This is a genomic window from Mesorhizobium sp. L103C131B0, from assembly GCF_000502275.1.
Taxonomy (GTDB): domain Bacteria; phylum Pseudomonadota; class Alphaproteobacteria; order Rhizobiales; family Rhizobiaceae; genus Mesorhizobium.
The window spans coordinates 276,462-293,891 of record NZ_AYXC01000005.1; the positions used below are offsets into that span (position 1 = coordinate 276,462).

The 17,430-nt window shown below is 61.5% G+C and carries 11 protein-coding genes; 2 read left to right on the plus strand and 9 right to left on the minus strand.

Annotated features, from left to right (window positions below; all coding sequences use genetic code 11):
* Positions 1-250: 250 nt before the first annotated feature.
* Positions 251-1,162, minus strand: a complete 912-nt coding sequence (locus X730_RS152390) for a hypothetical protein (protein ID WP_155922444.1) — start codon at positions 1,160-1,162, stop codon at positions 251-253.
* A 133-nt stretch (positions 1,163-1,295) separates the two neighbouring features.
* The gene (locus X730_RS152385; protein ID WP_023826283.1) at positions 1,296-2,297 is read right to left on the minus strand and encodes a PIN domain-containing protein; all 1,002 of its coding nucleotides are present in this window, start codon (positions 2,295-2,297) and stop codon (positions 1,296-1,298) included.
* A 322-nt stretch (positions 2,298-2,619) separates the two neighbouring features.
* Between X730_RS152385 and X730_RS1000000168165 the strand changes: the two genes are divergently transcribed.
* A complete protein-coding gene (locus X730_RS1000000168165) occupies positions 2,620-3,546 on the plus strand; it encodes a hypothetical protein (protein WP_196814820.1) in 927 nt (308 codons plus the stop codon).
* Between the two features lie 955 nt (positions 3,547-4,501).
* Here X730_RS1000000168165 and X730_RS152380 read toward each other — a convergent pair.
* The 7 genes from X730_RS152380 to X730_RS152345 all read right to left on the minus strand — a co-directional run bounded on the left by X730_RS152380 (position 4,502) and on the right by X730_RS152345 (position 16,173).
* Complete coding sequence (locus X730_RS152380; RefSeq protein WP_023826286.1) at positions 4,502-9,661, minus strand: hypothetical protein; 5,160 nt, start codon at positions 9,659-9,661, stop codon at positions 4,502-4,504.
* A 411-nt stretch (positions 9,662-10,072) separates the two neighbouring features.
* A complete protein-coding gene (locus X730_RS152375; protein WP_023673757.1) occupies positions 10,073-10,648 on the minus strand; it encodes a cation transporter in 576 nt (191 codons plus the stop codon).
* Positions 10,649-10,787: 139 nt separating this feature from the next.
* On the minus strand, positions 10,788-11,939 hold the full coding sequence (locus X730_RS152370; protein WP_023826287.1) for a YncE family protein: 1,152 nt from the start codon (positions 11,937-11,939) through the stop codon (positions 10,788-10,790).
* Between the two features lie 75 nt (positions 11,940-12,014).
* Complete coding sequence (locus X730_RS152365; protein WP_023698693.1) at positions 12,015-13,295, minus strand: GNAT family N-acetyltransferase; 1,281 nt, start codon at positions 13,293-13,295, stop codon at positions 12,015-12,017.
* Positions 13,295-14,698 (minus strand): lipopolysaccharide biosynthesis protein, encoded by a 1,404-nt coding sequence (locus tag X730_RS152360; protein WP_023698692.1) that lies wholly within the window; start codon positions 14,696-14,698, stop codon positions 13,295-13,297. Before X730_RS152360 ends, X730_RS152365 begins: the two co-directional genes overlap by 1 nt.
* 263 nt (positions 14,699-14,961) lie before the next feature.
* Positions 14,962-15,465, minus strand: coding sequence for a hypothetical protein (locus X730_RS152355; protein WP_023686685.1), 504 nt, complete (start codon positions 15,463-15,465; stop codon positions 14,962-14,964).
* 435 nt (positions 15,466-15,900) lie between these two features.
* The gene (locus X730_RS152345) at positions 15,901-16,173 is read right to left on the minus strand and encodes a DUF4242 domain-containing protein (RefSeq protein ID WP_023685308.1); all 273 of its coding nucleotides are present in this window, start codon (positions 16,171-16,173) and stop codon (positions 15,901-15,903) included.
* Positions 16,174-16,417: 244 nt separating this feature from the next.
* Between X730_RS152345 and X730_RS1000000168630 the strand changes: the two genes are divergently transcribed.
* On the plus strand, positions 16,418-17,254 hold the full coding sequence (locus X730_RS1000000168630; RefSeq protein ID WP_245261349.1) for an AAA family ATPase: 837 nt from the start codon (positions 16,418-16,420) through the stop codon (positions 17,252-17,254).
* Positions 17,255-17,430: the final 176 nt, after the last annotated feature.

Genomic DNA, 17,430 nt, shown 5'->3' on the forward strand with positions numbered 1-17,430 from the left:
TAGCCGTAGTCAATCTTAGCCAGCAGGATGGCGAAACACTCTCCGATCAGCGAGCCTTGATACGGTCGTCCCTCCGTCTGGGTCGCGCCAGCCCATGCGGAGTCTTTTCGAGGAGACAGTCTTTGTCTCCTGTGAGGAGGCGATCGTTGGCGTGCTGAGGAAACGGCTGGATCAGGACGACGAAACTATGGCACGTCGTCACCCGAACTGCGAGTGATCTGATTTCGCTTTCTTCGTGTGGTTCGCAGCCCTATTCGTCGATCATCAGGCGGTCTCTCAGTTCGAGTAAGCTCAGCATTTGGCTTCTGACATCCGGGTGTAAGCCGGGCATTCGGATGCTTTGATCGAAATACAAGGCGCAAAGGCCAGGTGGGAGCTGATGCACCTGCAAGAGATAAATCCCACCTTCGTATTTGAGGATTTCCTCTTCGCTCAGGTCGTCAACAATGACTGCGAGGCGGTCCGAGCCGGCGTCCTCCTCGGAGAATTCCAACCACTCGGTCCATAAATCGTTCAAGTCCGCATCGGAGACATGGTAGCCTTCGCCAAGCGCCTTGCAGACAAGGGCGACTAGGAAAAAGGCTACATCGGCATCCCTTTCGTCGACCTCATCTGTAGCCTTCTTTAGGATGGTGTCGTTATTGCAAAGGAGACGAGTTGCGCGTCCCCAGAGGTCAACATAACCCATTTCGTAAAAATCTAGAATATATATTGGCTCAATAATCGTGCATACTTTGAATTTCTTCATCTCAGAACAAAGCATGCGAATTCTCTTTTTGTGCCTGGTTGCATTTACGCAGAGGAGAACATAAAAATCGTTCAGTCCGACATTTTCTATTGCTGTTGCATATTGTGCTTTTAGTAGCTGAGGGAGTGCAAGCTTCTTGTCGGCCCACTGTTGAAATTCGGCTTCGCTTTTGACCTGGAGTCCCACCCGGCGCTGAGTGCCATCTTGTGTCTCGTATCGCAGCAAAACATCGATGCCGTCATCCCGCATGCCCTGGATATCATGAACATCCTGGCCGTATGCTCGATATACTTGGAGCATCGTTTCCACTTGGGTCTTGAATTGTGGGCAAAGATCCTTGTCGTGGGTAAGTTTACTGAATGCATCTGTTTCGTCGGGCCGCACGCGGCGTCCTTTAAGGAGTTCGGCAAGCATTTCGCCAGGGTCCAAGTTATTTGTAATAAACATTAGATTATTATCTCAGTCAGATTGGGGTAATTTTAGTTGATAAAAATAGCGGAACGGCCAGCGTGTGGATTTGACGAAAGTTGTGTAAAGCAGGTTGTAATCAGAGTGGCTCTCGGACTTTGTGGCGAACAGTACGAGAGCCGAGCGTCATGCCCATCGCGCGAAGGTAGACGTTTCGGCGCTCTTCAGGGATGCCTTCGGCCGTGTGGTAAGTTATTCCCATCTCAGTCGGACTGAGTCCAACGAAGCGCCGTTCAGACGTGGAGAACTGACCGTCGCCGACCACAGTCATCATGGCCTCTACCCGGCCGGTGCCAGTGGTGTCTTCGTAGGGGATTTGTGCGGTAAACTCCAGAAAAAGTGCGTTGGCCGTCTCTGTGGCATAGAAATTCTTGGTGACGGTCGCGGCACCAGCGCGACTAAAGCCATTCTGTTCTGCCAGACCGTCCAGTTGTGAGGCAAGTTGCTCGTCAATCGCGCGCAGCAGGAGGTCATCGTCTATGCTCACAGGCGCTTTCATTTCTGCCAGAAGATCGCCCAGCGATGCTACCACGATGATCTTGTGTGGGAGGCCAGCCGCTTCCTGCTCAAGCGGCGCTGCTAGACCACGCCTCGTGTCTTCGCCTTCAAAAAATGCCTTGTCATTCGTTGCCAAGATTACGTTTTCCACCTGGGCAAAATTTAAACATTCGGCCCAGATTACTCCATCCTTGAATTGTTGGCTGTTACGACTCGGCGGGACTTTGTCGATTGTGCGCAAAAACGACGATCGTGCGGCCTCGATCGTCAAAGGAACCTCGTGCGTATCAAACCCCAACCGCGCAATGAACCCAGTGACGATGTCGTCGATGCGGGCGTCGTCGGGTAGGGCCAGTTCGGTCAAATCGCCGACGATGCCGAGGAGACGCTGGTGGTCCGCAGCTAGCCTAGACCGCAGGCCCATTAGGTCGGCTCGAAGGTGATGCTCAACTTCCAAGCGTATGACCTCCGGGAGCCCCACCTTAGCGCCCTTCTGTTGCATGTAAAACCGGAGAGCGGCTGCGGCGCCGGCCTTTAGGTACAGGTTAGATTTCCAAATGTTGGTATCGAGCACTATGATCATGTGGGTAGCTGCCCGTTGATTTCCTTCATCGTGTTTTGAACGACCGAAGCGACGAGTACCAGCCGACAGAGTTCGTTGGCGAGGGTATTTGTTGATGGGCGTATCCGTGTTTTAGCGTGTTAGAACGGCAGAGCCGTGTTCAAACTTGATCGCCCGGTGCGATGGGAGCCGTACTGATGTCGAATGCGCCGCCGCCACCCTCGACTGTCGGTCACGGGCTCAACCTAGCCAAACGGTAGTGAGGCGATGAGTCACTATATCATTTTCCTCTTGCATCTCTGAGTGATGGAGTGTATCACTCAGTCACCAGCAAAGAGGATAGATGATGCAGTTGCGTGAACATGGAGTTTCCCGACAAGCCAGTTTTGAGGAGAGAAGCGAGGCGGATGCAAGCTGGTTCGATGCTGACGTTGATCCCGCCACTGCACTCATTCCTATACTGAGGCGCTTGGGCCTGAACCTTGAACGCATCATTGGACCAGAACGCACTTCCAATGCATTTGCCGAACTAGGAGTTCGCCCTGCAAATTGGCGCGAGGGTATAGAAGAGACCGAATTCTATCTTGAGACGACGCTCGGCATGCGGCTAACGACCCTCTCCGCATATGCCGTGTTCGGCATGCTTCGTTCCGGCACGGAAGAGTTCATCTCGGAGACGATCACAATTGTGGAGGATCTGCTGACGGATTGTCCTCCCGACCACTGGCTCGAGGAGCCAGACCGCGAACCGTTATTGCCGATCATTGCGATGGCAAGGGCACGCTGGAACCTCGATAGTGGGCATGGTGTGGTTCCGGAAGGCCTCGCGCTTCTCGGCGGCGTCAAGATAACTCGGATCCGCAACATGATGTCCGGCGGTTCGCCGGAACTGCCAAAGGATGTGACGGGGCTCCTGTCGAATGAGGCAGCGCGGGCGTGGCTCGAAACCCGCGACTGCTTCCTGCCGACAATTACCGAGCCGCTGGAGACGAACCTCGGCCCATCAGTCGGTGAAAGGGTCGATCCGATTTTCCTTCCTGTTGCTCGGGACGGCTCCATGTTTGCTCCGGACATCGAAAGGGGCGACCGCTATCAGGTTGGCGAGAAGGGCAACGAACGCCATTACGATAGCTTTGACGAAGCTTTAGCGGCCTTGCAGGCGATGCCCGTGGCGAAGTGGCGTCGCCCCAATTCCGAAGGCAACTGGGGAATTGTCAGCGCGGTCGAGTGGCGTCGCGTGGACCGGAAGAGCCTGAAGCCTCTCTCCTAAGTCCGCACTCAAGATCATCATCGCACTCTGGGCCTTGCGAAGAACCTGAGGAGGGCCAGTGTTGTCTCATGGGATGGAACAATGCAGCTCACCTTGCATGCCAGGATCCGAAGCGCCCATCGCAGCGTGCCGCTGGAAATAGTCAGGGCCATCTACTGGTACCGTCGCGAAGAGCGAGCTCCGAGTCAGGCCACGCGTTACACTCAATCTGGACGCTATTCGGCTTGCTTTTCGAAGACATGCCGCAGCTGCGCGGAAAGCTAGAGCGCTACCGGGACGCCTATCTCGTGCTGGACAATGACGAACGGGTCATCACCGTTTCGCGCCGGAGCACCCGATTTTTTCACTAACCCTCACACCCCCTTGTTGGAGATCATGAAAACCTATTTACCCCGACACCATTCTCGAAAGCCTTCTTTCCCTCAAGCCCCGCCTGACGGCGGAAGCGCCGAAGACAACTCGGGGGATCTACGGCCTGATCGACCATCTTGGAGACCTTCGGTACGTCGGCTCACCAGCTCGAGGGAGCAGACCCTCTACGAGCGCATTCATCAGCGGCATCGCACGGGCTCAGAGGGCATGAGCCACTACTTCTCTTTCATGTACAATGTCGGTCGAATGTGGCGCGATCGGAAAGACGCCGGAACTACGACGGATGGAAAAGTCGCCAAGGCACTTCGCAACGCCTTCATCGCTCAGCATTGCGCTGCAGTCTGGGTTGAGCTGCCAGACGACTACGACATCGCTGGCATTGAACAGGAAATTCTGCGTGTAGCGCCGTCATCATCGATCGCGTGGAACGGTCGCAAGTCCGCGCCTTACGACGAACCTGTCGAACTCGTGGACGCTACAATTAAGATGCTTGGCTGGGGACAGAGGGAAGGTGGCGCCGTCGAACGTCAACGACAGCGTTTTCTTGGAGCATACGCTCCTATGACATCGCCCGTTGGGACGACTAATTTTGGCACTTCTGCCGGACCAAATCCTGCAGAAGGAAGGCGGCTCCTTTCACGCCGAGCTCAATGAGGATATCGGCGACCTCCACGATGATTTCTCGCTCACTGAGCTTTGGCGACCTTGACGCGATCTTGTCGCGGAGGAGCAGCACAAGTCGTTCGCCATTTGAGGCGTGAGACCAAAACCCCGGTTCGGCCCTGCGAGTGCGCGCTACGTGCGATATCCAACCCAGACCTGGATCCGGCAGAAGGCGATCCGGTCTAGCGCGGAGAAGCGCGATAATTGCGGCGAAGGCAGTCATTTCAGTTGCGAATGTATTGACCGCACGGTCGAGTATTGGAAGGACCGTGTCTAAGTTTGGCCAGTGGGCGTCGATGCCGCAAACCACCCCACGGTCTATGGCGCAGAACAGTGCCGATACCGCCATGCTGCTTTCGTGCCGGCGGGCGTCGGTCGGATTGCTGCTCCAGATCGGCCGAGCGATCGCCCAGTTTATCAGGAACTCCCAGCTCTCCAGGGTCGCAGTGTTGAGCAGCTCCTTGCGGAGCATGCGGTCAATCATGAAGCTCTGAATGGCCGTCTCCATGACCTCGGCTGCGGCCCTCTGGCCGGCGGCATCGACCCGCGCGATCACCAGCGTATTGATTTCCGACGGAGACAGGAAGGCTAGTAGGCGACCGAGCCAACTGCTGAACGCGTAACGCCACTCGAACGGCGTGTCGTGGCGCCCGCCTTCGGCTGAGGATGAGGCGAGCGCCCAATCCAGAGCACTCCCCACATGGTCAATCAAGAGATTGCGCGTCGCCGGATCGAGCATAGGCGCGAGCGGCAGACGAAAGCCGTTCGCATGCAGATGGGAGTGATAGATTTCGTCAACGCCGCGCACGATGCGTGAAGTGGGGGCCGCATGGGGAATGGGCACTTCGCCAGCCGCCATGATGCGCTCGGCTTCCTCCGCCAGCCCGGACTGTTCCTGCGCCTCGGCCGGTGACCAATGGAGGCCCCAACCAGTTTCTACCGTGCTGGCCGCCCGCTGCGTGGCGAGGCAGAAAAGTCGCCAGACCATGTCCGGCGCCGCGTCTGCGAACAACGTCGCACAGTCGTAGACAGCTTCGACGACCTTATCGATCGGATCCACGGCAAGCTGAAACAACGCGGTGCGCCAGTCCGTGTTGTCAGGATCACGGCGGAGAAGCGCTGCGTAACCATATGCGGCCATCGCCGGTGGGTGCGCGGTAACGTGCGATCCGCGATAAGACAGTCCATCTTCCGCTTCCGCCATCGTGGATGCACGCCACGTGACATCAACCACTTGAGCCGAGACCTGCGTCCAGAGGGACCCGTCCGCATGGCGGGCGAGCACGGCTGCTGTGGCGGACACCGCCGACTGGGCCTTGTGCCGGGTCATTTCCGAGATCGGTGCCACGGCGTCAAATAGATCGGGCTCGTCCAGCGCGACCATCTCATCGAACGCTTCTCTGAGACCAATTTCTTCTCCGGGAAAGCCATTCTCGATGGCGCGATTGGCCCACAAATAGAGGCGCAACACTCGGTTCTGCGATGCGTGCTGGTCCATCATTGCCTTGTGGCTTTCGGACTCAACGTATGGTGGCTCGATCGTGATGTAACGCCGGCCATCAACCTCCCCCTCGACGAGGTTGGCCGGGTCGGCCTGTTCACTCAGCGCTTCGAAGGACCTGCGGCGTAGCCGGGCGCGTTCAGGGTCGTCGCGCTCCTCGGCTGTTAGGTAGGGTACGCGATCGAGGAAAGTGCCGATTGTCGCTGCGTAGGCGGCCTTCACTTCCTCGGTCGCCAACGCGGCGAAGTGGATCGACAGGTCCCGAACCGTGTGTTGACGATGAGGGAGCCTGTTATGCCTGTGCAACGCGCCGGCAAGAAACGTCGACCCTCCCCAGTGAGCGATTTCGCTTGGGTGCGGTCCGATATCGAGGACCTGTCGGTTGATGTCCCAACTCCATAGCGCCGGGTGGGTGATGATAGCGAAACCAGTCTCGCTGGCTAGGGCCGCGCTTGGGTCGGCCAGGCATAGGCCGGCACAAATCCCGAGCACGGCGTTGCACTGGTTGCCTCCTGCCACTAGGTGACACAGATCGTCTAGCGCATCGCCCGCCGTGAGCCGTTCATGCGCCCAGGCATCAAGAGCGAGCAGTGCAGTATCGAGGATGTGGGCATGCGAACCGCTTCGAAACCAAAGATAGCTACTTTCGTCTCCCCAGAATGGCCAACCACCCCTGCCAAAGTCGATCGTGAGCGGGATCGGCGTCTCGCCTGACTCGCGACAGGAGCGCCGCCACCCCTCCATGGCGTGGTTGCAAATAGAACGGATTAGTTCGAGGCCGGCGCCAGGGGCCACTCGCAGCAACTGCAAAAACGGCGGCCGTAACGGCGATGGTGGGTAGAAATCGTTCTGATCGTCGAAGCCGAGGATTTCCGAATGCTCGCGCATTGCCGAGTAGCCACGCGCGGGCGGGCGACCATGGTCGAGCAGGTATGCGCGATGGATGAAGGCCGTGGTAACGTCAGGCAGGGCCACGGCGAGACTGCCGCTGCTCTCGGCTATTTGACTGCGCACCCGGACCATCGCGCGATCCGAGATGGCGGCGAGGTAGACCCCAACGATGTCCGGCGCGCCGCTGGCGCACTTGAGCAGGACCGACCGGAACTCATCGCTGTCGAGGCTTCTAGTCCATCCCCTTTCGCGCTGATTTGACTTGTCCACATCACCCAGCCGTCCTACGGCCCAAGTGGCGATATCCGGCACATGGGCGTATCTCGCAATCGGCGCCGGCAACGAAGCCGCCCACGTTGCGAACAAGGGTATAAGTTCAACGTCGAGCGATTTAGGAAGCGAACCTAAGCGTGAGACCAGCCAGTTGATAAGACGAAGCCAACCGACGAATTCCGGTTGAGCTGCCTCTGAGGCATACTGTTCGCGCATGTCGTTCGACAAATCCGGGAACTGTCTCTCGTCGAGGAAGCGCAGATCTCGCACCGTCTCGGTGGTGCGCACAGACAGCACCAGTCGCGTGAGCAGCCGTCCATTGTCGCGCAGCAAGGTGTCACCGATGCGGTTGAGCATTTCATCGCTGCGAACCGAGCGTACCGGAGCCGCGAGAACTACACGGCTCCAGGTCGCACGAAGGTCGTCAGCGGTTAACGCATCCAGCAGTTGGACCCAGTCCGAGCCATCGTCTGACCGTTCGAGCAGTTGGGAGGCCAGCAGCTGCAGCGGGCGCGCGAGCTGGAGGTCTTGGCGGCCGTCTCGGATCGCCTGCGCAATGTCGGCACGCCGCTCGGAGAGTACCCGCTCGAGTACCCACTCCTCGTAGATGTCGTGGGCGAACGCAACGGAGCTCCCTACGTCGACGTGCCGCAACACGCCAGCTCCGAGCAGCTGGTCGAGCGCGATCGGATCGATATCGCGGATTACCAATGGGGCGCCGGGGTTTGAACTAAGTTGGTCACCCAGTTTCAGAAGCACGTTACGACGACCTTGCGCAGGCGCGAAGTCGGCCGCGTCGGCACCGCCGTGGGTCCACCACAGCTCGACGAGATCGACCTCCGAGCGTACCTCGGCCCCGCCGGCAACGGGCAAGCGCGAAAGCGCGTCTAAGAAGAACGGTCGCCGAAGGACAGCATCGAAGTTGCGAGCGTCGGCCAGCAGGGGGCGCAGCGAAGGGATGGCTTCCGCAGCCTCGACCGCCTCGTCTTCGTCGAAGCCTTGGACGCGGATGGTTCGCGAGGGCAGCTTGGCATTGGCGTCAACGTCGAGCCAACCGTCTACCCGCTGGGCGTTCTCTTCACGCATCGTCATGACGATGCGCCAGCCGTCCAAGTCGGGTGTATCGGCAATGGTCTTTAACAGGTCGTTCACGGTAACCTGGGCTGCGGGGTCCATCTTATCCGCGCCGTCGATGAACAGAGTGCGTGAGCCACACAAACCGAACTCGCGAAGGACAGTGGCGATCGGCTTGACAGAGCCAAACCTTGCAGCGTGCGCAGGCCACCCGCCGCCTGTGACGCGTAGATCGCGCAACACAAAGATCGGCGCGCCGACAGGCTCGTCCAGCGCTAGGCGCTTAAGAACGGCCGACTTTCCCGCACCATGCTGGCCAACTACGCGCAACAGCCGGGCCTCGACGAGGCCATTGAGGATCGTACCGTAGAGTACGTCACGGTTGATCATTCGACCACCGATCGTGTCCCGTATCCCTGACAACGCTAGACCCGACTCGGTATTGAGCGCCTCGATGAGCGCGGCATGCACGCGATCCGAGCCGACGGTGAAGCCGTCTGTCTGCAGTTGTCGTGCGACCGTGGCACGGTCAACGCCACCTCCGCTCGGGATGACGCGGCTGGCCATCGCGACTAGCGTACTCCAGGCACGCCGAGCCTCCACCGCACCACCTACAACCGGCGCCAGTTGATCAATAGCGCCGAGCCGGTCGCGAGACGCCTCCTCCTGGTCGAGGTCGAAGTGGATGATCGTCAGTGCCTTCAGGAAGGCGAGGATGTCGGCGTCAGTCGCAGCGGGCTCTTCGGCCCGAATGAGTGTGTCGAGGGTGCGCTGAAAGTCGCGCTGGTCCGGGCTCGAACCTTTTTTGGCCTCCAGCCGCTTCCGGTACTGGCTGGCATCTGCGGCATGGCGCGCCCGGGCTAGCAGCGGATGGATGCTGCGTTCTAGCTTTGTTGTGGTCTGGCTGACTGCGACCCCGATGCGGTCAGTAGCTGTGTTGAAGCCCGTCCGCCTGAACGTGGCCCAGCCCCGCCGGACGGTGTCGACCCACTTATCGTCGCCCTCGGTGAATGCCAGCGCCGTGGTAATCTGCAGGTCCAGCCGCGTCGTTGTTCCGTCGGGAAGCCGACCCTCGACGACCAAGTCGTCTAGCGGCGCGTCGATCTCGGACTGCTGCGTCTTCACCGCCGTCACGATCCCGAGCAAACCGCGGGCACCCGCCTCCGCGATCAGCGCTGAGAGGTAGTGACTTGCGATGCGTGGCTCGAGGTGGGTGCCGCCCCCTCCGGTGACATAGACGGGCAAATGTTCGACCTGATGGCAGAGTTGTTCTTTCCCAACCAGATGGAGATTGGCCTGCGCTGTTTCAACGCGGCCGTTCACTCCGCGGCTGACCGACACCTATAGCGGCACCGTTCAAAATTGCGACCCCTTATCGAGCAAGAAATGACCGGTAGAGCGCCGTCGGTTTGTCGGGTTAGGCGTCAAAGAAGTTCTGTCTTTGGCTCAGGGCGGTGAGACCGCCTCGACGAAAAGCATAAGGATTGTGAAGTAAGCCTTCTGTCCCACTTTCAACGTCAAGGCGTGAAATTGTTTAATTCTTGCGCCCCGGCTAGGGGCACCATTTTTTATCTCACGCCAGTTCGCTTCGCTCACGGGCTCCGATGGGGCGGCCTGACCGGCCGACGGGCGGTCGCCCTTGCGAACCCTCCGGGTTCGAACAGTGCCTCGAACACAGAGCCAACCGCGGCTGCTGAGGATGACAGCGATAGCGCCAATCAGCGGCGGCCGGTAGCCAAGCTCTACGTGCTCTCAGGCCGCCGCACGGTGTTCTTCACGGGCAGCTTCCCACACTTCGCGGGCCGCGTCGGCGTTCATGACCGCGATCCCCAATCCCACCGCCAAATCGGGCCACGCGGAATGCCAGAGCAAGGCCGTGACCAACCCTGCGGCAATAATGGCGATGTTGGCCAAGGCGTCGTTGCGGGCCGACAGGAAGGCCGCCTTTGTGAGGCTGCCGCCACGATGCCGGTGCGCGGCCAGCATGTAGGCACAGGACAGGTTGACGGCGAGAGCGCCAAGTCCCGCCAAGGTCAAGGCGATGGGCTGCGGCGGCACCGGCACGTTGAACTTCTCCCAAGCCGTCCAGAGCGTTGCCAGACCCGGCATGAGAAGGATGAGCGCCAATGCCATCCCCACCCGCGCACGGGAGCGCACAGACCAGCCAAGTGCGAGCAGGATAAGGAGGTTCACGGAAGCATCTTCAAGAAAGTCGATGCTGTCGGCGAACAGGGACACTGATCCAATGGCGAGCGCCACAGCGAACTCGATCCCGAAATAGGCAAGATTGAGAAGCGCGACGATGAGGACGATGCGGCGAAGGTTCATCTTCTGGCAGTATCCGAAACCAGTGTGTGGAGCTACAGCTTCGCGGTTTCCAAGGAAAGCCCCTGCTCGTTCCGGGTCCCGGCCGATGGGCGGTTGCCCTTGCGACCTTTTGCGTTCGAGCCGCGCCTCGAACACGGACTTAGCGCATATCCCCCGTATGCCCTTGCGAATACCGCCCCGGCTGTGGCCACACCGTCAGGCCGTGCGGCTCTGAGCCAACCCGAAACTTGGTCACCGCGCCTGATGTCGTGTCGATCATGTAGGCGGCACTGTCGAAGCGGCCGGACAGCCATAGTTGTTTGCCGTCGGCGCTGACGTTGCCCATGTCGGGGCTGCCGCCGCCGGGGATCGGCCATTGCGTGACGACCGCGCGGGTAGCGAAGTCGATCACCGTCACGCTGCCCGGTCCCTTTGCCTTGCCCTGCTCCATCTTGTGCGAGCCCCGGTTCGAGACATAGAGCCGCTTGCCGTCGCGGCTGACGACGAAGCCATGGGCGCCGATGCCGGTCGGGATGAAGCCGATCTCCTTGAAACTGTCGCCATCGACGAGGAACACGCCGTCATTCATCATGTCGGCGACGTAAAAAACCTTGCCGTCGGGCGAGAGGCGGATGTCCTGCGGCATGCCCATTTTCGAGAAGTCGAGATGGCCAAGCACCTTCTGGTTCTTCAGGTCGATCTTTGCCAATCCGCCATTGCCGTATTCGCAGGTGAAGATCGCGTAGGCCCCGTCGACCGAGAATTCGGCGTGGTTGATGCCGGGGCAAGTGGGCGTCGGCAGGCTCGACATTAGCGCCATGGTGTGAGGATCGCGGAAATCGAGCCGCTCCAGGGCTTCGTCGACGACGATGGCCGCGCCCGGCATGAAATACAAATTGTAGGGATCGTCCACGGCGATCTGCGGGCCGGGCTTGCCGGTCATCGGGTCGATCGGCGTGAGGCTGCCGTTCTTGCCGGTGCCATTGTTGGCGACCCAGAGCGTCTTCAGGTCCCAGGACGGCACGACGTGCTGCGGTTTGCTGCCGACCGGGAACCTGTCGACTTCCTTGAGTGTCATGGTGTCGATCACCGTGACGCTGTTGGAGGAGCGGTTCGGCACATAGACGCGCGGCAGTGCACCCAGCGTGGCCGGGCTGAGATGGCTGGCGGCGGTGTGGCTGTAGATGTTGATGGACGGCGCGGGCTCGCTGCAATCCTCGGGACAGCTATCGGCCCAGGCGCGGACAGGCAGCAGCGCAAGCAGCAAAAAGGCCGCACGGGGACCGGCGTGACGCAAAAAGGTTCTGATCATCAGGATGGCTTGTCGTGAAGGCCGGCCGAAATTGCCGCCGGAGCCATAGCTGGTGTCTTGCCGTTGATCCAGTGGCTATCGCCGTCCCAGCAAACTCTTCACGCGGTTGCGCAGCAGGCGAGCCATGTTGCGGGTCTCGCGGTAGAGATGCAGCTGCGAGGCGGCCTGGCGGGCGAGGCGGTCGGCATCCGGCGTCAGTCCGATCACCAGCGAGCCCATCGGCTTGCGCTCGCTCCACAGCCGGCTCATCACCGGGTGGTCGGGCACGGCGCAGGAATCCGTCATCATGATGTTGGGGTCGTCGAGATGCTGCCTGGTCACCTCGATCATCAGCAGCGTGCCCGGCGAATAGGTCGCCAGCGTCTCGTCATAGGCGGTCTTCCAGGTGTAGGCGACGCCGGCTTCGACGAAGACGACCAGGCAGGCGATCGTGCGGCCGTCCAGCGTCAGCGAATGGATGCGGCACATGTCGTGCTCGGCCAGCCGGTGCACGGCTTCGCGGGCAAAGGCGGCGCGGTAGCGGTCGATGGCCATGGCGGTGCGCTCGCGGCCCTTCCAGCCGGCCGCCTCCAGCGTCAGGAAACTTTCGATGGCGTGGCGGATTTCGTCCGGTCCCCGCGCCACGACATGCTCCAGCCTGCCGAGATCCCCCAGGCGCCGCTTCAGGCGGCGGAATTCGCGGTAGTGGTGCGCGCGCAGCGATGCTTTCAGATACGCCTCGCCGTCGAGGGTGCTTTCGAGCACCGGCCGGTCCGCCTTGCCGGTGGTGACCATTGTCAGGCCGCGCGTCTCGGCAACGGTGGCCAGCACGCTGGCCAATGGGCCGTCGAGCCGCATGTCGGGCAGCACGAAGACCTTCGGCAGCTTGAGATGCGGCCGCGACAGCATGCCGAAGAAATCCTCGACGACGCCGATCGGGTCGTCGTGGTCGACCAGCGGTGTGCCGATCGGGCCGAACGGGCTCGACCAGGTGCGCATCACCGGAACGCCGAGCGGCACGGCCGGCCTTTCGACCGAGAACGGCACCAGCAGGCGCAGCCGGTTGCGGTATTCGTCGCCGTCGCGGATCACCGCCAGCTTGACCTCGCGATCTTCCAGCCGGGGCATGGCCGGCGCCAGAAAGCGCGGGTTGAAGAAGACGTTGGGCTCGATCGTGCGGGTGCACAGATAGTCGAGTTCCTCGACCAGTTCGAAGCCGGCCGAAGCCGGATAGATCGCCAGCTTGCGCAGCGGCCGGTTGTTGGCGAGGATCTCGAGATGCGCCGGATCGGCGTCGCGCGCCAGGCCGGCAAGGCCGGACACCATGGCGCCGGCCGGACCGCCGCTGGTTTCCTCGATCAGCGGGATGGCGGCCATCAGGCGGCTCCCTCGGCAGCGGGCACGAAGATCAGCATGACGATGCCGAGCTTGCGCCAGACGGTGAAGGACAGGGCGCTGGCCTCGAAGACCATGGCGAGGCTGGTGGCGATCGCCGCCCCCCACAGGCCAAAGAGCGGGATCAGCACCACGTTGAGGCCGATGTTGAAGGCCAGCGTCATGGCATAGACGGCGGCGCAGATGTTCTGGTTGCCGCTCATCGTCAACAGGCTTTCGCACGGGCCGACGGCGGCGCGCGCCACGACGCCGAACACCAGCAGGAACAGCAGCGGATAGCCGGCGGTGAATTCGGGGCCGAACAGCACCAGCATCGGTTCGCCGAGCGCCAGCACCAGCAGCGCCATCAGCAGCGACGGCCAGAACGTCCATGACACCGTCTCGCGGGCGAAGGCGGCGAGCTTTTCCGGCTCGCCATGGGTGAACTGCGCATAGCGCTGGGCAACGCCGGCCTTGACGGAGAAATAGACGAAATGCACCAGCGCCAGCGTCTTGACGGTGGCGAAATAGACGGCGACGTCGTTGGGCTGAAGATAGGCGCCGACCATCAGCACGTCGGCGTTGGTGAGCAGGAAGAAGAAGCTTTCGACCAGGAAGATCGGCAGCGAGACGATGAACCACTCGCTGAAATGCACCTTCATCGGCCCGGCCGGGATATTCCTGCCCATGCGCGTGGTCACGCCGATGAGCTGGCCGAGCGTGGTGGCGTAGGTGGCGGCGATCGAAGCGAAGATCGCTGTCCTGGCGTCGGGCGCATAGCCCATTGCCAGCATCAGCGCCATCAGCGCCAGGATCAGCACCGGCCGCACCAGATAGGTCGGCGACAGCGCAAACAGCGCCCAGGAATTGGCGCGTGACTGGCCTTGCAGCAGGTCGCCCATGGCGATCATCGGCAGGCAGAACAGGCCGAGGATGAAGGGCATGACATAGTAGCTCTCGATCCAGTTCGCGCACAGCCAGACGCCCAGTGCGCCTAGTCCGGCGATTGCGGTCGAGGCAATCAGCACGAACAGGCGGCTGGCGACCACGATGCCGCGCAGCTCGGCCAGCATGTTGCGTTCGCGGTATTCGGGGATGAAGCGGATGACCGAGGTGTGGAAGCCGAGGCAAGCAAGGTTGCCGACGATGACCATCGTCACCCAGACGAGGACGAAGATGCCGTATTCGAACGAGCCCATCCAGCGCGCCATCAGCACCTGGCTGATGAAGGCGATGACGGCGCTGACGATGCGGATGGCAAAGGCGATCAGCGACATGCGGCCGGCTTCGCCGCGCTCGTCGGCGGTGAACAGCACCGCATCGATGCGGTCAAGCAGAGGCCCCATGCGCAGCGCCAAACGCTGCGGCAAGAACCGCCCGGCCGTCGTCGCCGCGGAAAAGCGCACCCCGATGTCTCTCCGTTTTCCGCCTCTTTTCAAGGTTTCGATGTATCCGAAACACCTTAAGAAAGGGTGGGCAGGTGCGGGTGCGCCGAGGGGCCAAGGACGGCCGCGTGTGCAAGGTGCGTCATCGTATGCCGGGGCATAATAAAAGGCGAGCGAACGCCGGGGAAGACTGGGGAGCCGGTCGGCGTTTCGCTCGCCCCTCCCCCGCCAAGGGGGAAGGCAGGCATCGGGTGTGTCCGGTGCCGGATGTCACATCGGGAACGTTACATCCCCTTCATCGCGTCGCAGGACACGTTCGGGTTCATGTCGGCGAAGGCGCCGGTCGGGTTCTGTTTCCAGGCCCAGACATGCAGTTCGTAGAACGGGCCGAGGCCGTAGCGGTTGGGGGCGCTGTTGAAGTTGAACAGCTGGCCTTCGAGCGAGGCCGGGCCTTTCGAGGTGATGTATTCGACCGCTATCAGCTTCAGGCTGCCGTCGGCCGTCGGCTCGTACATCACCGCTTCGGGCTTGGCGACATCGACGGCATCGTCCTTGAGATAGGCGCCGTTGACATAGTGGATGCCCATGGCGCCGCCGGTGATGCCGCTGGCGCAAGGGATGGGGGCATAGCCTTCGGCGGTGGCGGCTGCCACATTTTCGAAGCGGCTGTTGGCTGCGCGCACCTTTTCGGCCAACGGGTTGGCGTCGTGCGCCTGGGCGGCCGCACCCGCCGCGATCGAGATGGCGGCGAAAGCCGCGAAGCGTGTCGTCCAAAGCATTTTGGTCATGGTCTTCCGTTCGTTTGTTGACGCTTGAGGCGACGGCGGCCGATGCCGAAACGCCTGCGGCGTTGGTTTAGGATTTGGTTTGTCCGTCCCGGTTCATGCGATGCGGCTTCCGTTGCCGGGCTTTGGCCGCAGCCATTAAAAACCGTGCAAAATCAACGATCCCAAAAGTAATATTGCCAATATTCCTGCGGGACGTCCCGCTCCGATAGCCCGATGTCGCGCCTCAGATAGCCGCCTTCCGGGGGCAAGCGCCGCCTTTCAGACAGATACGCAGGCAGCTTCGACGCGAACCGCCATAGACGGCCGAGCACGGAGGTTGGCCGGCCGGTCTTTCCCAGGACAGGCCCGATTCCACCGAGCGGCAGGCCATCAGGCAGTTCGCCACGGCCGCGAAGGACAGTTTGATGCTCATCATCGTGGCGACCGAACGCAGGATCAGAGGTAAAAGTAAGGGTCAAGAACCCGCACCTCCGTGATCTTGTCGACCGGCAGCGAGTTTTTCTGAGCGGTGCTGCGGATAGCTTCGGGCGTCGGCGCGTCGTAGATGCAGAAGCTGTGCTTCTTGTCGGGCGTGACGAAGGACTGGATCCAGGTGACGCCCTTTTCGGCATTGCGCATGACGACCCCGCCGACCGCAGTGGCGCCGATGTCGGTCATCGGAATGTTGAGGCCGTCCGGAAATGTGCGTTCAATCAGATAGCGAGGCATGGAAGACTTCCTTTTCCATTGGTTCACGCTCGATCGGAGCGCGGCTGGACGTTGACCACGCCGGCCCGGCCCGCGCATCGGAACGATTCCCCATATTGGACGGGACGATTCCCTATATTGGCGTCGTTCTTTGTGGAAAGAGGCACGGCAATGTGTGCAAAGTCACATTGCGTCGCTTTCTTCACGGGCTAATCGTGAGCGGCCCGCCATGGTGGGAAAACTCCGATCCTGTGAGACGATGACAATGATGCTTCTGGAACGGCAGACGCAGCTGCAGCAGCTCGAGACACTGCTTGGCGATGCAATAGGCGGCCATGGCCGAGTCGCGGTGCTGGCGGGGGAGGCCGGCGCCGGCAAGACGGCGATTGTCGAGGCGTTCGCGGCCCGTGTCGGGCAGAGCGCGGCAATGTTGCGCAGCGCTTGCGAGGATCTGTCGATCCCCGATCCGCTGGGGCCGCTTTACGATCTGGCCCGTGAGGCGCAATGGGCGCTGCCGCGCGCAATCGACGCCCGGCATGGGCAGAGACTGCCGCTGTTTTCCGATGCGCTCGACGCCTTTGCGGCCAAGGGACCGAGCCTGCTGGTGATCGAAGACCTGCACTGGGCCGATGATGCCACGCTCGATTTCGTGCGCTTCCTCGGCCGGCGTATCGTCAACACCCACATCCTGCTGTTGCTGACGGCCCGCACCGACCGCAGCGAAGGACAGATGCGGGTGCGCCGCGCCCTGGGCGAAATCCCGGCCGGCAGCGTGGCGCGCATCGACGTGCCGCTGCTCAGCGAGGCGGCCGTGCTGTCGCTCGCCGATGCGGCCGGCCGCGATGGCGACGCCATCTNGCGCTGCCGGCAAGCGTGCGCGACGCGGTGCTGGCGCGGGCCGAGCGGCTGTCGGTTGGCGCCCGGGCCATGCTCGACGCGGTGTCGGTGTTTCCGCGCCGCGCCGACGCCTGGGCCTTGCAAGGCCTGTGCGGCGTCGCCAGCGCCGGCCAGTTGGCCGAGTGTGTCGCAAACGGCCTGCTTGACGATCTGGGCGACGGCTACGCCTTCCGCCACGACATCGCGCGACGCGCCATCGAAATGATGCTGACGACGTCGCACAGGCGGCAGTTCAACCAGCGTGCGCTGGCGGCACTGCTCGAAAATGGCGACGTCTCCACAGGCCGCCTGGTGCATCATGCGGTCGAGGCGCACAATCTGGCGGCGGTGCGCGAACTTGCGCCAATCGCCGCGCGCGAAGCGTCGCGTGTCGGCGCCCAT

Excerpts from the sequence above, each read along its gene's own strand:
- X730_RS152390 (WP_155922444.1), bottom strand. The coding sequence starts at position 1,162 with ATGCTTGCCGAACTCCTTAAAGGACGCCGCGTGCGGCCCGACGAAACA.
- X730_RS152345 (WP_023685308.1), bottom strand. The coding sequence starts at position 16,173 with ATGCCTCGCTATCTGATTGAACGCACATTTCCGGACGGCCTCAACATT.
- X730_RS1000000168165 (WP_196814820.1), top strand. The coding sequence starts at position 2,620 with ATGATGCAGTTGCGTGAACATGGAGTTTCCCGACAAGCCAGTTTTGAG.
- X730_RS152355 (WP_023686685.1), bottom strand. The coding sequence starts at position 15,465 with ATGACCAAAATGCTTTGGACGACACGCTTCGCGGCTTTCGCCGCCATC.
- X730_RS152385 (WP_023826283.1), bottom strand. The coding sequence starts at position 2,297 with ATGATCATAGTGCTCGATACCAACATTTGGAAATCTAACCTGTACCTA.
- X730_RS152370 (WP_023826287.1), bottom strand. The coding sequence starts at position 11,939 with ATGATCAGAACCTTTTTGCGTCACGCCGGTCCCCGTGCGGCCTTTTTG.
- X730_RS152365 (WP_023698693.1), bottom strand. The coding sequence starts at position 13,295 with ATGGCCGCCATCCCGCTGATCGAGGAAACCAGCGGCGGTCCGGCCGGC.
- X730_RS152375 (WP_023673757.1), bottom strand. The coding sequence starts at position 10,648 with ATGAACCTTCGCCGCATCGTCCTCATCGTCGCGCTTCTCAATCTTGCC.